Source organism: Sinorhizobium saheli, assembly GCF_001651875.1.
Taxonomy (GTDB): Bacteria; Pseudomonadota; Alphaproteobacteria; order Rhizobiales; family Rhizobiaceae; genus Sinorhizobium; species Sinorhizobium saheli.
In genome coordinates this window covers 14960-30945 of the sequence record NZ_LNQB01000062.1, presented here as the reverse complement: position 1 = coordinate 30945, position 15986 = coordinate 14960, and the positions used below count along the sequence as shown (strand labels likewise).

At 59.8% G+C, this 15986-nt stretch carries 13 protein-coding genes and 1 pseudogene; 9 read left to right on the top strand and 5 right to left on the bottom strand.

The features are described from left to right. Window positions 1-30: 30 nt before the first annotated feature. Window positions 31-1356 (bottom strand): trypsin-like peptidase domain-containing protein, encoded by a 1326-nt coding sequence (locus ATB98_RS06535; RefSeq protein ID WP_066870818.1) that lies wholly within the window; start codon window positions 1354-1356, stop codon window positions 31-33. A gap of 193 nt (window positions 1357-1549) precedes the next feature. Further along, on the bottom strand, window positions 1550-3145 hold the full coding sequence (locus tag ATB98_RS06530) for an MBL fold metallo-hydrolase RNA specificity domain-containing protein (protein WP_066870956.1): 1596 nt from the start codon (window positions 3143-3145) through the stop codon (window positions 1550-1552). A gap of 333 nt (window positions 3146-3478) precedes the next feature. Between ATB98_RS06530 and ATB98_RS29650 the strand changes: the two genes are divergently transcribed. Beyond that, window positions 3479-4219, top strand: a complete 741-nt coding sequence (locus ATB98_RS29650) for a DUF6064 family protein (protein WP_066870814.1) — start codon at window positions 3479-3481, stop codon at window positions 4217-4219. A 119-nt stretch (window positions 4220-4338) separates the two neighbouring features. Here ATB98_RS29650 and ATB98_RS06520 read toward each other — a convergent pair whose 3' ends face one another. Further along, window positions 4339-5367, bottom strand: coding sequence for a Rossmann-fold NAD(P)-binding domain-containing protein (locus ATB98_RS06520; RefSeq protein ID WP_066870811.1), 1029 nt, complete (start codon window positions 5365-5367; stop codon window positions 4339-4341). Between the two features lie 234 nt (window positions 5368-5601). Here ATB98_RS06520 and ATB98_RS06515 point away from each other — a divergent pair, with 234 nt between their 5' ends. Then, window positions 5602-6048, top strand: coding sequence for a hypothetical protein (locus ATB98_RS06515; RefSeq protein WP_066870809.1), 447 nt, complete (start codon window positions 5602-5604; stop codon window positions 6046-6048). Window positions 6049-6103: 55 nt separating this feature from the next. On the opposite strand, the gene ATB98_RS06510 is transcribed toward ATB98_RS06515, so the two are convergent. Beyond that, window positions 6104-6850: a response regulator gene (locus ATB98_RS06510; protein ID WP_066870803.1), complete on the bottom strand. Its 747-nt coding sequence runs from the start codon at window positions 6848-6850 to the stop codon at window positions 6104-6106. Between the two features lie 144 nt (window positions 6851-6994). Here ATB98_RS06510 and ATB98_RS06505 point away from each other — a divergent pair, with 144 nt between their 5' ends. The 5 genes from ATB98_RS06505 (at window position 6995) to ATB98_RS06485 (ending at window position 14119) form a co-directional block, all read left to right on the top strand. After that, window positions 6995-7744, top strand: coding sequence for a Crp/Fnr family transcriptional regulator (locus ATB98_RS06505; protein WP_066870800.1), 750 nt, complete (start codon window positions 6995-6997; stop codon window positions 7742-7744). A 35-nt stretch (window positions 7745-7779) separates the two neighbouring features. Next, window positions 7780-9348: a PAS domain S-box protein gene (locus ATB98_RS06500; RefSeq protein ID WP_066870798.1), complete on the top strand. Its 1569-nt coding sequence runs from the start codon at window positions 7780-7782 to the stop codon at window positions 9346-9348. A 133-nt stretch (window positions 9349-9481) separates the two neighbouring features. Then, window positions 9482-12166, top strand: a complete 2685-nt coding sequence (locus ATB98_RS06495; protein ID WP_066870954.1) for a bifunctional acetate--CoA ligase family protein/GNAT family N-acetyltransferase — start codon at window positions 9482-9484, stop codon at window positions 12164-12166. Between the two features lie 91 nt (window positions 12167-12257). Next, window positions 12258-13082 (top strand): universal stress protein, encoded by an 825-nt coding sequence (locus tag ATB98_RS06490; protein WP_066870796.1) that lies wholly within the window; start codon window positions 12258-12260, stop codon window positions 13080-13082. A gap of 203 nt (window positions 13083-13285) precedes the next feature. Beyond that, window positions 13286-14119: a universal stress protein gene (locus ATB98_RS06485; RefSeq protein ID WP_066870789.1), complete on the top strand. Its 834-nt coding sequence runs from the start codon at window positions 13286-13288 to the stop codon at window positions 14117-14119. Between the two features lie 60 nt (window positions 14120-14179). Here ATB98_RS06485 and ATB98_RS06480 read toward each other — a convergent pair whose 3' ends face one another. Beyond that, window positions 14180-14635 carry a pyridoxamine 5'-phosphate oxidase family protein gene (locus ATB98_RS06480; RefSeq protein WP_066870787.1) on the bottom strand — a complete coding sequence of 152 codons (456 nt, stop codon included), beginning with the start codon at window positions 14633-14635 and terminating at the stop codon, window positions 14180-14182. 141 nt (window positions 14636-14776) lie between these two features. Between ATB98_RS06480 and ATB98_RS06475 the strand changes: the two are divergent. Continuing rightward, window positions 14777-15456 (top strand): annotated as a pseudogene (locus tag ATB98_RS06475) (BON domain-containing protein). Between the two features lie 110 nt (window positions 15457-15566). Then, window positions 15567-15953 (top strand): hypothetical protein, encoded by a 387-nt coding sequence (locus ATB98_RS06470; RefSeq protein WP_066870785.1) that lies wholly within the window; start codon window positions 15567-15569, stop codon window positions 15951-15953. The last annotated feature ends 33 nt before the right edge of the window (window positions 15954-15986 follow it).

The window sequence follows — 15986 nt, the reverse complement described above, 5'->3', positions numbered from 1 at the left end:
ACTTGCCGGATGTGAACGGCCTGCTTGCCGCTATTGAACATCGACGCGGTATGCGGTTCCTGCGCGCAGGATGTCGATGGAAGCACCGCCTTCCGTGCCCTCCAGGACGCTTCCGATTTGATCGGCTGACACGGGCGGTTTGCCGTTGATGGCCGTCAGGTAGTCGCCGGTCCTCAGCCCGACCGAATAGGCGGTGCTGCCGGGCGCAACATCGACGAGGACCGGTCCCGACGGCGCACAAGCCGTTGAGCCGCTCGCGTATGGAAACTCAACGACGACTGAGCCTTGGTCAGAGGCGTCGCGATCAGCGGCCGGATCAGAGAGCGTCACGCTCAGCTTCTGCGACGCTTCTCCCCGACGGATATCGAGTGTGATGCGGGCGTTCGCTGGAAGCAGGCTGATCGCATTCCTGAAGGCTGACTCCGTCGGCAATGCCCGGTCGTCCAGGGCCATGATCACATCTCCAAGGCGTACGCCTTGCCGCTCCGCCGGCGAATTGCAGGCGAGCTCGGTCACGATAAGCCCTTGCGGCTGAGTGGCACTCCCGTCTTGCGCATCCGGGGCGGCCGTTACCGAAAGGCCGAGCCAGCCACGCTTGTATTCTCCGTAGGCGATCAGCTCGCGGACGATCTGCGCCACGATATTCGACGGAATTGCAAAGCCGATGCCGGTGCTCGCTTGATCTGGAGCGGCGACCCCGCGGGCGATGCCGATCAACTCGCCAGAGACATTGACGAGCGCTCCGCCGGAATTCCCCGGATTGATGGCCGCGTCGGTCTGGATGTAATCCTGGTATTCATCGGCACCCAGCCCCGAGCGGCCCAAGCCGCTCACGATGCCGAAGGTCGCCGTCTGCGTCAGCCCGAAAGGACTGCCTACCGCGACCACAAAATCACCGACCTTTAGTTCGGATGAATTTCCCCACTTGAGCGCAGCGAGTTTTGAGGCATCGATCTTAACCACGGCGAGGTCGGTCGGCGCATCCTCCCCTACCCTATCGGCCTGGAAAATCCGTCCATCCGCGAGCGTCACGGACACATCATCGGCATCGGCAACCAGGTGGCGGCTGGTAACGATGTAGCCGCCCGGATCGATAATCACGCCGGACCCTGTCGCGATCGCCCCAGTTTGAACGATGAATACCTCATCGGGAAGACCGAGGACCTTCCGTACATTCGGATCTTCGAGCAGCTCGCTTCTGAAGATCCCACTGCTGACGGTTCGGATGCTGACGACCGCCGGTCGCACCCGCTCTAATATCTCGGACACATCCGCGCCGATGCCAGTCGCTTCGGCGGTCCCTCCGAAGGCATCGAAAAGAGCAGCTAGAACCAGCAGGCTCGAGATCTTGAGCATCGTCGCGCTCCATGGGTTGATGGCGGAACTTCAGCCGGTTTTGCCCGCCGATGCATTGACGCGCATCAATTCGCGGCATTCATGACTGCCTGTCAGTCGATCGACGCGGATCAGGATCGTGGAGCACTCGTCAGGCCGGCATGATGCCAAACCCGTGCTCCCCTGCTCTCGGCTTATAGTCCGGCTCGGCGTCTCATGCTTCTTCCTGCAGGGCACGGCGCAACCGTCGGATCACGACACCGCGTGCCTTATCGTCCGCGGCTTTGGCCAATTCGTCCTGAAGATCGAGGACGAGCTTCTGGAAATCGTTGTGCCAATCCGTCCTTCCTGCCCGTACGGGATCGATGCGAGGCGGGGCGACCGCTCCGGAAATCTCAACTGCGCCCTGCCAGCCAAGACGGAATGCGCTGTCCAATCTAGGCCGGATCAGGCGATCTTCTGGTAGGGAGGTGGACAGACGTTCCCTGAGGCCTTGAAGTGCCTCGTCTTCTCCGTGGACGAGAAAGACACCAGCGCTGATCGGCTGCCGCGCCCCTACCCAGTCGGCAAGCTCTGCGCCGTCGGCATGGCCACTATAGATGTCGAGCTTCCTGATCCGAGCTCGGACGCTGATATCTTCCCCCTGAATGCGCACGACCGAGGCACCGTCTTCAAGGAGGCGCCCCAGGGTGCCGTTCGCCTGGTACCCGACCAACAGGACGGTCGCCTCATCTCTCCAGAGCCAATTTTTCAAGCGATGCCGAATGCGCCCGGCCTCGCACATTCCGCTCGCAGCGATGATAATATGGAAGCCCCTGATGAGGTCGACCGCCTTGGATTGCTCCGCCGTTTCGGTAAAGCGAACGTTCTTCGACTCTAATCCCCGAATTAGAGCATCCCCGTTCTCAAGCTCGCGGGCGTGTCTGTGGAATATCTCGCTCGCACGGGTCGCGAGCGGAGAGTCAATGATGATTGGGCATTTCGGGACGGCACCCGTCTCCATTAGATAGACGAGATCGGTTAGCAGTTCCTGCGTCCGTTCCACGGCGAAAGAGGGGATGAGAAGAGCGCCATTCGGATGCACTGCAGTCAACACCTCGGAACGCAGGATGTGACGTCGAGCGGCATCGTCCGCTTCCTCGCGCTCGACATTGCCATAGGTGCTCTCGCAGATGACATAGTCCCAGCCGCTAGGTGCTTTCGCATCAAACTGCAGGAGCTTGTGCCGCGGCCCGATGTCGCCGGAAAACAGCAGGCGCAACGGCGACGGCCCGGTACCGATCTCCATCTCGACCGAGGCAGATCCGAGCAGGTGGCCGGCATTCCAGAAACGGAAGCGAACTCCCTCGCCAGCCTTCTCCCAAGAGCCAAGACGCACCTGCCGAAATAGTGTGATCGCGGCAGCGGCGTCGCGCGCGATGTAAATCGGCGTCACAGGATCCCGGCCGCGGCGCAAATTGCGGCGATTAAGCTGATCGACTTCGCTCTCCTGAATGTGGGCGGAGTCCGCCAGCATGACGGAGCATAGGTCGGTGGTCGCGGGCGTCGCGAAGATCGGGCCGTCGTAGCCAAGCCTGACAAGCTTCGGCAGCAGGCCGGAATGGTCGATATGCGCATGCGTCAGGATGACGGCGTCGATCGCCTTAGGGTTGAAGGGAAAGGGACGGTAGTTCAGTTCCTTCTCCGTCTTTGACCCTTGAAACAGGCCGCAGTCGACCAGGATCTTCGTCGCACCGAATTCGACGAGTTGGCAGGAACCCGTAACGGTCCCGGCTGCCCCATGAAAGCGGATGGTCGGTTCAATCGCCATGGTCACAGACCTGATTTGAAAAGATGGCATGGCTAAGCATGCACATTTGCGCAGGCGGGCGACTTGATGCGGATCAAAGATACGTCGACGCGGCTAGAACCTCCCAACTTCTAATGTTGGTCAACCGCCTTTCGGCTCGGTCGGACAATCTCTTGGTCGCTTCGTCGGGCCTTTGACGTTCGATTTCGCCATGCACCGAGTAGGCCGCCACGTCGTGCAGGCCTTTAGCTTCTTGCCGCCGATCTGCGTTTTGCGGAAAGTCGCCCCGATCTGCGCTGAGGAGTGGACGCGACTTGCTTCAGGAAAACTTCTCCATTCACATGACCTGGCTCAATGTTGGTGACCGCAATGTGGGCGATGCTGAGGTGTTTCCGCATCGGAGGGCATGCCATGCCGTTCACTGAGGAGCAGTTCTTCCAGGTCTTCGCCGCCTATAATGCCGCGATCTCACCGCTGCCCGCGGTCGCTTACGTTCTCGGCCTTACAGCGCTCGGTCTCCTATTCTGGCGGTCCCGGACCTCCACCGTGCTGATTATGGCGATCCTGGCGCTTATGTGGCTTGTCAACGGCGTGGGCTACCATTGGTCATTCTTCACCAGCATCAATCCCGCTGCTCGGCTCTTCGGCGCGGTGTTCGTCCTCCAAGCGCTGCTCCTCGCTGCCGCTCCACTTGTCTCGCCCATTTTCCGATTGGCGCCCTCGAATGATGTTCGCACGGTCGCCGGACTTGCACTCGCCGCTTACGCGATCCTGCTCTATCAGGCTCTCGGGTGGCTATTCGGCCACATCTACCCAGCGGTGCCTGTGTTCGGCGTCGCACCCTGCCCGACCACGATCTTCACGATCGGAATCCTGCTGCTGGGATCTTGGCGCGTCGCGCGATGGCTCCTCTTGATCCCTGCGCTTTGGGCAATCATCGGCGGCAGCGCTGCGCTTCTGCTCGGCGTGCCGCAGGACTACGGCCTGGTGGCCGCATTCCTCGTGGTCCTCGCCTTCGGGGCGGTAAACTGGTTCCACGAGGGTATCGCGCGCCAGTGGTCAAACCGAACTTGCGCCCGTAGCAACCTACGCTGATATCTGTGAGAAGTGCCTGCCTCTCGTCAAGCCGCTCGTTGGCTTCAAGCCTATGGATCCGCAACACTGGTTAGAGGCCCTCAACGGGCCCTTAGCCGCAAACTAAGGGATCGTCTCGGCTAGTCGTCGTCGGCCTCTATCTCGCCCACTGGTCTCGGGCCCCCAATGGTCGCGACAAAAATGGCCTTGACCGTATGCATCCGGTTTTCCGCTTGGTCGAACACCACGGACGCTTTCGATTCAAAGATCGCATCCGAGACTTCCATGCAGTCGAGGCCGAACTGCTTCGCAACACGGGCGCCGGCCTTCGAGCTGCTATCGTGGAAGGCAGGCAAGCAATGCATGAACTTGCAATTTGGATTGTCGGTCGCATCCATGACATTGGCCTTGACGCCGAAAGGCGCCAGCAGCCTGATGCGCTCGGCCCAACCCGCCTCCTGCTCTCCCAGCCACGAAGCCGTGTAGACGAAATCGGCGCCCAACACTCCGGCGCCGACGTGTTCCAGGACCGTGAACTTGCCGCCGTTCTTGTGCGCTTCCGACGCCAGTTCGTCGATGAAGGACGAAGCGGGCCAGAAGATTGGCGGCGAGACAATGCGGAAGTCCATGCCGAGCTTGGCCGCTCCGATGGCCAGTGACCCGGCAATAGCACAGCGGCCGTCGCCCAGGAATGCGGTCGTGACTTCCGGCAGCGCCTTGTCCGCCACTTCCTGCATCGTCAGCAAATCTGCCAATGCCTGTATTGGCAGGGATTCATCGGTAAAGCCATTGCAGACAGGCACGTGGGCATGTGCCGCCAGCTCCTTCAGGGTCCGAGCGTGGCCGCAATATTCGATAGCGTCATAGATCCTGCCGAGCACGCGGGCCGTGTCCTTGATCGATCCGCAACGCCCCGGATGGCTCGCGGGGAGCGTGAGACTGACGACGCGCGCGCCTTGATCATAGGCTGCAATTTCTGATCCGAGGAGAGTCCCGATAGAATCGTCCTCGCTGACAAGCGCGATATTCTTGCCATTGAGCCGTGGGATTTCAATGCCACTTCGCTTGTCGGCCTTCAACTCGGCGGCGAGTTGCAACAGGAACCCGATCTCCCTTGAAGTGAATTCGTCGAGCGTCAGGACGCTGCGGCCCCGGAGACTGGTGGACATGGCATGCCCCGTCACTTTGAGTTGCGCAGGAACTGCGACCTTTGCGCAGCAGTGCGTTAGGAATTGAACGACAAATACGACGCGCCGGCTTTGATGAGCATCAATGACGGCCCACCTCGGCTCCCGGAAAATGCCTCTCAATGCGACGATCGCAGGTTTGCGACAGTTACGCGTGGCCGGCGGCGGAGCCTGTCCTCTAATGGGGCGACGGTTTTTCGCTGAGATGCATTTCTGATGGAGAGCAACATGGCTGTTACCTACGCCGTGGGTCCGATCAAACGGCATCAATTCGACAAAGCGTACCGGCTGGTCGACGCAGCCGGCTGTCACTTCGACTTGCAGGGATGGCGCGAATTCTGCGCAGCCACCGTCACCCGAGTGTGCTCACCAGAAGGAATAGTGACCGCAGAGAACCCGCTTGGTTATATCGCCGGGATCTGCATCATGCGCCCAGTGCAGAACGAAACATACGGGAGAATGCTCGACGTGCCGGTCTTTATCATTACAAGCGCGGCGGACACGCGTGGCGTGGCCAACGCGCTTCTCGCGTATTTCACAGTGGTCGCCCGCAAATACAATTGCGGGTTCATTCGCGTTGCTGCACTCGACCCAACAGACTGGCCAAGTTCCATCGCCACCTCGCGCCGAGAGGGCCGCGGCATCCTCATACCTGTTCAATAGTCCTGACTTAGGCTGAGACCCGAGCTCGTCCGTGTGCCACTGCGAACCGGGGGAGCTAGGAGCGATGGCGAGTCACCCTCGCGCTAAAGACGTATCCAACGCCCCTAACCGACTTGATGAGAGCGGGGCGGGTAGCATCACGCTCAATTTTGCGCCTTAGGCGAGCAATCTGCGCGTCGATGGTACGATCGAAAGCCTCAAAGTTTCGACCTCTCGTTAAATCCATCAACAATTCGCGTTGCAGCACGCGGCCCGCATGCTTCACAAGTACGCATAGCATGTCGAACTCACCGGTCGTCAGAGGGACTTCCCTCCCGTCGTCGGCGGCGACCAATTGGCGTCGATCAATGTCAAGGCGCAGTCCTTCGAAACAGTACACTTCCGCTGACGGCGTTTCGCGAACGCTCTGCGATTGCTGCGGCTGGCGGCGACGAAGGACGCCCCGGATGCGTGCCAATACCTCCCGCAGGTGGAAGGGTTTGGCAATGTAGTCGTCGGCACCCACCTCCAGCCCGACCACCCGGTCGACAACGTCATTGCGACCAGTCAACATTATCAAAGGCACGTCCGAGCGCGCGCGTATGCCGCGCGCAAGTGCCAATCCATCCTCGCCAGGCAGCACAAGGTCGAGCAGAATGATGTCGATTGTCTCTTTGTCGAGGCACTCGCGCATCTCGAAACCGTCGCCGGCCAGGCTGACGCGGTATCCTTCCTCTTCGAAGTACCGCGCGAGCATCTGCCGGATTCTCGCGTCGTCATCGACCACGAGAATGTGCTCGGGCAAGGTCCGTGCGTTCGCCATTCATCAACTCCGAACCGCGCCGTTTCCCTCCATGCGCCGTTACACTTTGTTACATTATCGCACCGATTTTTGCACGCGTGTCGTCATGAGATTACGGCTTGACCTTCAGACTCTTCCCATCACGAAAGGATGAGGAGAGAGGTCATGAGCGTTCAAGTCGTCGCAATGCAGGATCATCGCACTGCAGCGATATGCGGCCTGACAGTGCCAGTAACGGACCTATCTTCCCTATTTCATCGGCAGCCAATCGAAAGGTTTGAGCCCGGTCGGGCCATCTTCTGGGAGGGCGATGAGGCCGCTGATGTCTTCGAGGTCGCGGATGGAATGCTGCGCGCGTTGCGGCTGCTCGGCGACGGTCGGCGAATTATCGTAGGCTTCTTGCGCCCCGGAGATCTGCTCGGGGTGTCGCTTAAGGAGCGTTATCTCTACACGGTCGAGGCGATCTCCCTAGTGCAGCTTCGCCGCTTCCCTCGCCGCCGTTTCGAAGACGAAGTGGCGCGGCATTCAAACTTGCAGCAGCAACTCTTCGCAAGATTGCGTGACGAAATGACTGCCGCGCAGGATCAGGCCGTCCTTCTTTCCCGCCGGAGCGCCGAGGAAAAGCTTGCAAACTTCTTCCTGATGATGAGGCGGACTGAGAATTCCCAGCGGACTTCGGTCGTCGACCTTCCCATGACGCGACTCGACATCGCCGATTATCTCGGCATGACAATCGAAACGGTATCCCGCACTATAACGAAGTTTGCAACAAGCGGCGTCATCGCGGCACCGGAACGGCGCTCGATCACGGTATTGAAGATGGAGACCCTTCGATCACTCGCGGACGGCGACGAAAGCGGGCAATGGGTGCCCTCGCGTATAGCGCCCGCGCGTTATGCAGCCGCCAGTGCTTGAAGCCCGCCGAGCCGAATGGAGAGAGGAACCGCTATATGGTCGATCAGACCGACAGCGACATCACCAATCTTAGACGCGCTAAGGCCGATCTGGCGGCGCGCGAGGCACATCTTCGCTCGATTCTCGATACGGTTCCCGAAGCAATGGTGGTGATCGATGAAAGAGGCGTGATCTCCTCTTTCAGCGCAGCCGCAGAACGCCTGTTCGGATATGCTGAAAGCGAGGTCGTTGGATCCAACGTCAAGATCTTGATGCCCTCTCCCCACCGAGAGGCGCATGACCGGTATCTGGACAACTATCTGCGCACCGGCGAACGGCGCATTATCGGAATTGGACGGGTCGTTACGGGCCAACGAAAGGACGGCACAACATTTCCTATGGAGCTTTCGGTCGGAGAAGCGACGTCGGATGGTCGGCGGATATTCACCGGCTTCATTCGGGATTTGACCAGCCGCCAGCGTGTTGAGGAAGAACTCAGGCAAGCGCAGAAGATGGAAGCGGTCGGGCAACTCACCGGCGGGTTGGCGCATGATTTCAACAATCTGCTGACGGTGATTGCCGGCAATCTGGAAATGATCGAAGCTCGGCTCGAGGACAAGAAGCTGAGGGCTCTCTTGCGAGAAGCCCAGGCCGCTGCCGACGACGGGGCAAAGCTTACGGCACAATTGCTCGCATTCGGTCGGCGGCAGCCGCTCAATCCGAAGCTGGTGGATGTTGGCGAACTCGTCTCGAATTTTTCGAAGCTGCTCACCAGAACCCTGGGCGAGACCATAGAACTGTCCACCGTCGTAAACGGCAGCGCGAACCTCGCCTTGATCGACATCTCGCAGCTTCAGAACACTCTCCTGAACTTGGGGCTGAACGCACGCGACGCAATGCCGAACGGTGGCCACCTGACAATCGAGATTTCGACGACGGTTCTCGACCGCGATTACGCCCTGATGTACCCCGAAGTCCGAATGGGATACTACGTTCTGGTCGCCGTCACGGATACGGGCGTAGGGATGACCGAAGAGGTCAAGCGTCATGCCTTTGAGCCGTTTTACACAACGAAGGGCACCGGTGCGGGGACCGGCCTCGGTCTCAGCATGGTCTACGGCTTTGTCAAGCAATCCGGCGGACATATTCAGCTTTATAGTGAACCCGATCGGGGAACGAGCGTGCGTCTCTTCCTGCCTTCGGCGCAAGGAGAAAGCCAACTTGCCGAGGCGGGCGTAGGAGAAGAAGCGGCCCTTGAGCCTATGCCAAGAGGTCATGAAACGATTCTCGTCGTGGAGGACGACGCACGGGTGCGCCGCGTCGTGGTCTCGCGACTGCGCGACGCTGGATATTCCGTCATCGAAGCAGAGGCCGGCACGCAGGCCCTTCAACTGCTTTCAGAACGTCCAGAAATCTCCCTCGTCTTCACGGACATGATAATGCCGGGCGGAATGGATGGCGGCGAATTGGCCGAGCATGTTCGCGCACTCAGACCCGACGTAAAGATGCTGTTCACGTCGGGCTACGCCGAGCCGGGTGCGGCCGGCCGGGCGGCAGGAAGCTGGCTGCAAAAACCCTACACCGCCAGAGACTTGGCGTTGCGGCTCCGAGACCTGCTGGATTGATGTGCCAGATGTCATGGCGAGATAGCTGCACGGAATAGCTCCTTGCCCGAACGGGACTTTTTGTTTGAGCGCGATCAACGCGCGGCCGGAATGCGTCGAAATCTTCGATCAACGAAGATTGGAGCTCGAGATCATGAGCATTCGCAACCTTCATCACGCTATCGATCCGAAGTCGGTTGTTATCGTCGGTGCCTCAAATCGCGCGGGATCGCTTGGCCGGGTGATCATCGAAAACGTGCTCGCGGCTGGATTTGAGGGTGAAATCTGGCCGGTAAATCCGAAACATGACCAGGTGGCGGGCCTTTACTGCTATCGCCGAGTCGCAGACGTTCCGGGTGTTCCAGATCTAGCCATCATTGTCACTCCACCACAGACTGTACCGGCTCTGATCCATGAACTGGGCACTAAGGGAACGCGCGCCGCGGTGGTCATCACGGCGGGTCTCAACGCTGGTCAAGGATTGAGACAGGCGATGCTCGATGCCGCGAAACCCTTTCTCTTTCGCATCATCGGGCCAAACACAGTAGGCCTCATCGTTCCTTCCGCGAAGCTGAATGCGAGTTTCGCGCATTTGCAACCTCAGCCAGGCGGGATAGCACTGCTTTCGCAATCCGGCGCGATCGCGACTTCGTTGATCGACTGGGCGGCAGAGAACAATGTGGGCTTCTCGAAGATTATCTCTCTCGGTGACATGGCCGACGCCGACGCTGGCGATTTTCTCGACCTGCTTGCCGGAGATTCCGAAACGCGGGCGATCGTCATGTATCTCGAGACGATTCCCAATCCCCGGAAATTCCTCTCGGCAGCGCGAGCAGCGGCGCGGGTAAAGCCGATCATCGCAATCAAGGCGGGTCGGCATGTTGAGGGAGCCAAGGCGGCCGCCACGCATACTGGCGCGCTTTCAGGGGCCGATCGGGTGGTCGACGCCGCTCTTCGTCGTGCCGGTATCTTGAGAATTGACGGCCTCAGCGAACTGTTTGACGCGACCGAGACCATCGCGCGTTTTCCGCCTCTTGAGCGCAGCCGTGTCGCAATCGTCACCAATGGCGGCGGCGCCGGAGTGCTCGCAGTGGACCGACTGATCGACTTCGGGTGCGAGCTCGCGGAGTTTTCTCCCGAAACCGATCGCGCACTCGATCGGATTTTGCCAACCAATTGGTCGCGCGCCAATCCCGTCGATATCGTCGGAGACGCTCCGCCCGATCGCTACAGGACGACGGTCGAGATCGTCGCTCAGGACGCGGGCGTGGACATCCTGATCGTCATGAATTGCCCGACTGGCCTCGCCTCACCCCTTGATGCCGCCCATGCGGTCGCCTCCCTTGCGCGGTCGGGGACGATCTCTGGCAAGCCCGTCCTGACATGCTGGTTGGGCGGTCGAACCGCTCGAGATGGTCGCGATGTGTTGCAGCAGGCGGGGCTGGCGAGCTACGATACGCCCTTTGATGTGGCCCTGGCGGCTTCCTATCTCGCCAGATGGTCGAAGGCTCAGCGGACGCTGGTCCGTGTACCACCGAGCGAAAGCGGCCAAGTGCCTCGTGAGCGGGGCTTGGTGCAATCTATTTTCCGGAAAGTGGCGGCCGAAGGCCGCCGGATGCTGAACGAACCGGAAGCAAAGGCGGTGATCGCAGCCTACGGCATCCCCGTCCCTCAAACGGTGATTGCAACGTCGCCGAAGGAGGCGGAAGCGGTGGCCGGATCGCTTCTTGCAGGCGCGGCGAAGGTAGTGGTCAAATTGATCTCGAAGTCGGTTACGCACAAATCCGATGTGGGCGGTGTCGTTCTCGACATCCTGACCCCCGTCGCCGCTCGTGAAGCTGCCGAGGCGATAGTCGCGCGGCTGAAGGCGCATGACCCGACTGCAGCTGTCGACGGTTTTGCCGTGCAACCGATGATCGAACGAAAACATGCGTGGGAACTGCTTCTGGGCCTCACCCGAGATCCGATCTTCGGACCGGTCGTTCTATTCGGCTCGGGCGGTGTTTCCGTGGAAGTGGTCGCAGACACAGCGGTGGCGCTTCCCCCGCTTGACGCCGTGCTCGCAGGCGACCTGATTGACCAGACGCGGGTCGGAAAGCTCCTCGCTGGCTTCCGCAACCAGCCGGCCGCAGATAGAGAGGCGGTCCGCAAAGCGCTCGCGGCTCTCTCCCAGATGATCGTCGATTTCCCCTGCGTGCTCTCGATGGATATCAATCCGCTGGTCGCCAGCGCCGAGGGCGTCATCGCGCTCGACGCGCGCATCGAAATCGACCTACATGCCGTCGACCTCCCCGGCCCTAATCGCGATCTCGCGATCCGCCCCTATCCGAGCGATTGGGAGAAGCAAATCGCGCTCGCCGGCCGGCTTTACCATCTGCGGCCGATCAGACCGGCAGACGCGGCACTCTACCCTGATTTTTTGGCAAAGACGTCCTCGACGGACATCCGATTTCGGTTCCTGTCATCGCGCAAGCACTTCCGGGACCAGATGCTGGTGAGGCTCACGCAGGTCGACTATGAACGCGAGATGGCCTTCGTCGCTCTCGACAATGAAAGCGGCGCGCTTGCCGGCATCGCAAGGCTCTACGCGGATCCCGATCACGAGGTCGCGGAATTTGGCTTGCTGGTCAGAACCGACCTGCAGGGACATGGTCTTGGCTGGGCTCTCCTCACCCATCTCAGGGACTATGCTGCGGCCGATGGTCTGCAGCGCATCGAAGGCCTCGTTCTGAGTGGCAATTCGAAAATGCTCAGAATGTGCCGCGAGTTTGGATTTGGGATTTCGCCGCATCCGACAGATTCAACCCTGAGGATTGCGGCACTGCCGCTGCAGCCTTAGGCGGGGGCTTCTTGACGAAGATCAATGTCGCGGCTCCCATCTGGCGTAGATTGGCTTTTCAGAATGCAACCCGCTTGGGGAGACCGGAGCCATGACCTACAAGACAGTTCTTCTCGTACTCGATGCAAGCCAATATGAAGCGGACCTCACAGCGGCGGCAGATCTCTGCGACGCCGCCAATGCCCATCTCTCGGTCTTGCTGGTGAAGGTCGCGGCTCCACCCCGGTTCGGGAACTATGCGGGCCCCTCGGCCGCATGGCTCGACATACAGGCGGCGGAGTTCGAACAGCTCGAAAAGGCCGTCGAGGCGGTGCGAACGACGCTCAAGGACGTGGGATTATCGTTCGACGTCGCCGGCGAATACACCGAGCCTGCACGGGTCGACGACCTGGTCGGGGAGAGGGCGCGCTACGCTGACGTTGCATTGATCGGGACCAGCATGGACCCCTCGTTTCGGGCGCGCGCCATCGAAGGCGCCCTTTTCTATTCGGCGCGCCCGGTCCTGCTTGCGCCCCGTCGCCAATCGGTAACCTTGCTTCCGAAAAGGGTTCTCCTGGCGTGGAATTCAAGCCTCGAATCCACAAGGGCGGCTCGCGAAGCGCTCGACATGATGAAAAATGCCGAAGGCGTAAACGTGGTGTTGGTCGACCCTGTGGCCTCTCGCTGGAACGGCCATGAACCTGGCGCAGATGTCGCGGCTTATCTTGCCCGCCACGGCGTTAAGGTGACTGTCGATCGGCTTCCCAGCGCCGGACGCCCGGTCGACGATGTCCTCAACGAGCATGCAATTGATACTACCGCCGACCTGATCGTAATCGGCGCATACGGACATACACGTCTTCGCGAGATGATTTTCGGCGGTGTCACGAAGGCCATGATCGAGGCCCCGATCGTGCCAGTGTTGATGGTCCGCTGACATCACTCAGGCCAGACGGAAAACATGGGGCGCCGCTTTTTCGGCGCTCAGTTCGGGTATGCGATCGCGCCGCGCTCGGCCAATTCAGCCCCAAGGAACGTAAGACTCGCACCGTGGAAGCTTCTTGACAGCGATCAATGTGGCCACGCTGCGGGGAGATACATTGCTTAAGAAGCAGCCAATCGATATCGGAGGAGAAAGCAATGACCTACAAGACAATTCTTTTGGTGACCGATGCCAACGAGCACGAAAATGATCTGACAGCGGCAGCAGATCTCTGCGCGGCCGCAAATGCCCATCTTTCGGTTCTCCTGGTCAAGCTCGCCGCTCCGCCTCCGCTTGGAGAATATGCGGCCATGTCGGTCGCCTGGCTGGACGAACGGGCCGAGGATATACAGCAACTGGACGAGGCTGTGGAGAGGGCCAGGGCGACGCTGAAGGGCCTGGAGATCTCATTCGATGCAAATGGCATCTACTGCGAGATCGCATGGGCCGACAACGATGTCGGCAGCCGCGCACGCTATGCCGACATCACGTTGATCGGCACGGGCCTGAGGACCGATTCTCCGTTGCGCGCGCGAGCCATTGACGGCGCGCTCTTCTATTCGGCGCGACCGGTTCTGCTCGCAACCAATCGCCAATCCGTCACCTTGCGGCCCAAGAAGATTCTTCTCGCATGGAATTCGACAATGGAATCGGCGCGAGCGGCCCGCGAAGCCTTGGAATTGATGGAGAGCGCCGAGGAAGTGAATGTCGTGCTGATTGATCCGGACGCAGCTTCGACCAAAAACGGTGAAGAACCGGGTGCTGATGTTGCCACCTACCTCGCTCGCCACGGCATCATGGTGACCATCGATCGGCTTCCGAGCGCCGGTCGCCGCGTCGAGGAGGTTCTAATCCAGCATGCCATCGATACCTCCGCCGATCTGATCGTGATGGGGGCGTACGGACATACTCGTCTTCGCGAAAGAATATTCGGCGGTGTTACCAAGGCGATGATTGAAGCACCTGTTGTTCCGGTGTTGATGGTGCACTGAACATTTCCCTATCACGTCGAAGAAAGGCGCCGCATCGAACGGCGCCTTTGTCATTTGTCCTCATGCCTCACCCTCGTATGCGGCGCGGCCGGTCATGCCTTCGATATCGACACAGAAGAAGACATGCGGCGAAGAGGCGGCGACCCCTTGTGGTGCGGGCTTCAGCCCGCCCGGCTCCCACCAGTTTGGCCGCGCTTCGAGAAGCGACCAGGCATGCATGCATTCTCTCCGCCATTGCCCTTCCGGCGACAGTTCCTGATAGCGGCCGAATACAAGCACGCTTTTCCACTGGCGCTCGCTTGAAAACTCATCGACTTGAAGGCACACATTCGGGTTGGCGCGCAGCCAGTCGATCTTCTGACCGGGCATCGAAAAGCAGTAGATGCAGTTGCCCGTAAAAGCATAGGTGATGGGCACGACATACGGCCGGCCTTCGTTACAGCAGGCAAGACGAGCCAAATGACCGGCCTGAATGACGCTGCTGCATTCGCGACGGGACAATTCCTTGATGAGCATAATCTTCCCTCCTTAAGAGGTTGACCTCCAAGTTTAAGTTAAATCTCCAGAGGGCGGTTGCGCTTTGATGTCCCTCAAAGACCGATAGCCGGGAATGGCCAATACTTGAGTCAGTGTTTGCCGGTTTTGAGGAAGGAGACGATCGTGAGCGACATTCGCCTGCGCCAGGACATCCTGGCTGAGCTCGAATATGAACCCAGCATAGACGCCGCGAACATCGGAGTAACGGTCGAGGATGGCGTTGTCACTTTAACGGGCCATGTTCACAGCTTTGCGGAAAAACACACTGCGGAACGGGTTGCGCAACGGGTGAAGGGCGTGCGCGCAATCGCCGAGAAATCGAAGTGCGGCTACCGGAGAACAAGAAGACCGCCGATGACGAAATCGCCAGCCGCGTGGTAAAAATTCTCACCTGGGGAGCCGCAATTGCCGAGCTCAAGGACATCCAGGTCAAGGTTGAAAACGGTTACGTGACCCTGGAGGGAACGGTCGATTTCTATTTTCAGCGTAATGCGGCAGAGAGCTTGGTGCGTCGCTTGACGGGCATCACGGGTGTCGACAACCGACTGAGGATTCGTCCCATGATGGATGTGCTCGACATCAGGCATGGCATCAGAGAGGCGCTGAAACGCAATGCTGAGATAGAAGCCGAAAACATCGACGTAGAAGTATCCGGCAGTCATGTCACCTTGCGTGGGAAGGTTCAAAGCCGGCGCGAGAGAGCCGTGGCCGAGCGAGCGGCCTGGTCGGCTCGAGGCGTGACTGCTGTTGAGGACCTCTTGACGATCCAGGACGCTCAAGGCCACCGCCTTGCTCTCTGAGGGCAGCGCCCGAGAGTGTCTTTGCCACATGCTCGACTAGCCCGCGTCGGCGCGAACAAGTCTTGTGCCGACTGGCCTGAACTTAAGCCTCGCCTCAAGGAGTTTGATCTATGCTGGAAACCAGTATGAATCCGATGACGCAGTTTTTCTGGCCCAACTCGACGCGCATTGATGGTCCGAGCGCCCTATTCTCGCTCGGACGTCTTCAAGCCGAGGCGCTCAAGGCAGCTCTTCGCTACCAGATCGAGATATTGAGATTCGGAAAGAACCGCTGCGAACAGAACCTTCGCTTGCTAGAGAATATCTCGTCGCCCGGACACGTGACCGACGCCTTCGATTTGTGCTGCAACTTCTGGCAAAATGCAGTCCTCGACTATTCTGAGGAAGTGGCCCGTATGGCCGAACTCGGCTCGAGTGTTGCGGCCAAGGCGGCGAAACGCGTCCGCCAAGGGGAAAAGCTGGTGGTCGAGGACCTGGCGGCGCAAACAGCCATGTAGCCGTTGCTCGGTCCGCGAGGTGCTGCGAGCTGA